The 625-nt window shown below is 44.8% G+C and carries 1 protein-coding gene; it reads right to left on the reverse strand.

Annotated features, from left to right (window positions below):
* On the reverse strand, positions 1 to 523 hold a 523-nt coding region (locus SPADD19_RS10910; RefSeq protein WP_164905872.1), incomplete at its 3' end, for a Gfo/Idh/MocA family protein.
* Positions 524 to 625: the final 102 nt, after the last annotated feature.

The raw sequence follows: 625 nt of genomic DNA on the forward strand, positions 1-625 counted from the left end.
CACCTGCCAGATTGCGATTGAAAAAGCGGTTGCTCATATCGTATTCCTTATAGGAACCGAAGTTCATCTGGATGACCTTGAGAGGGCCTAGCTTGCCACTTGCCACAATTTCAGAGAGTTTCCGATAAATAGGCATATGGAAAATGGTCATGGCTTCTGCCAGTTTGACATGGTTTTCTTCAGCAAGCTTTATCGCTTCTGCCAATTCCTCACTGTTGAGAGTGATGGACTTTTCGCAGAGCACGTGCTTGCCAGCTGCGAGGGCCTTGCGAAGATACTGGATATGAGTATTGTGAGGCGTTGAGATATAGATGATATCCACTTCAGGATCTTCAAAGACTTCATCAATTTCATGATACACCTTTTCAATCCCGTATTTCTCAGCGAAGGCTAGCCCCTTGTCATAGGTACGATTGGCAACGGAATAGAGTTTCCCACCAAGCGCTTCAAGAGCTTGCGCCAATTCATTGGCAATAACTCCAGTTCCAAGACTAGCCCACTTATAATTGATGTGATTGCTCATGGATTAATCTCCTTTTTTATTGACGGTAGAAATATTGATCAGCCGGGTAGTTGCCTGCAGATTGAGTGACCACTAGACGTGGCTTGCTAGTATCAGATTGGT

Origin of the sequence: Streptococcus parasanguinis (genome assembly GCF_001578955.1) — a bacterium.
In the GTDB taxonomy this organism is placed as follows: domain Bacteria; phylum Bacillota; class Bacilli; order Lactobacillales; family Streptococcaceae; genus Streptococcus; species Streptococcus parasanguinis_U.